Genomic DNA, 569 nt, shown 5'->3' on the forward strand with positions numbered 1-569 from the left:
GCGCGGCAGGAGCAGCAGCGGGCACGCCAGCCGGAGCCTTGGCGGCAGGCGCCGCCTGGGCGCCGCCACCGGCAATCGCCGCGTCGACATCCGCCTTCACCACCCGGCCATGCGGACCGGTGCCGGTCACGGCAGACACATCGACACCGGCTTCCTTGGCTATGCGACGTGCGAGCGGCGACGCGAAGGTGCGTCCTTCCGGCGACTGGCTGATCTCCCCCCTTGTGGGAGAGATGGCCGGCAGGCCAGAGGGGGGCGTCTCGCGCTGAGAGGACGGCGGGACAGCGCCCCCCTCTGTCGACTTCGTCGACATCTCCCCCACGGGTGGGGAGATTGGCGCCTTGTCCTGCTTGGCCTCGGCTTTCGCTGGAGCAGCATCGCCCCCGCTTTTCGCGGCAGCGCCTGCATCCTCACCTTCGGCAGCGAGCACGGCGATCAGAGCGTTGACCTTGACGCCTTCGGTGCCGGCGGGAACGACGAGCTTTGCGACCGTGCCCTCATCGACAGCCTCGACTTCCATCGTCGCCTTGTCGGTCTCGATCTCGGCAATGACATCGCCCGGCGAAACC

The 569-nt window shown here is 69.2% G+C and carries 1 protein-coding gene; it reads right to left on the reverse strand.

What is annotated here, in order from left to right; genetic code table 11:
* Positions 1 to 569, reverse strand: a 569-nt coding sequence (locus ENZ74_RS33790; protein WP_206522414.1) for an E3 binding domain-containing protein, incomplete at both ends; no start/stop codon positions are given.

This window comes from Mesorhizobium sp. M7A.F.Ca.CA.002.15.2.1, assembly GCF_003998715.1.
Taxonomy (GTDB): domain Bacteria; phylum Pseudomonadota; class Alphaproteobacteria; order Rhizobiales; family Rhizobiaceae; genus Mesorhizobium; species Mesorhizobium ciceri.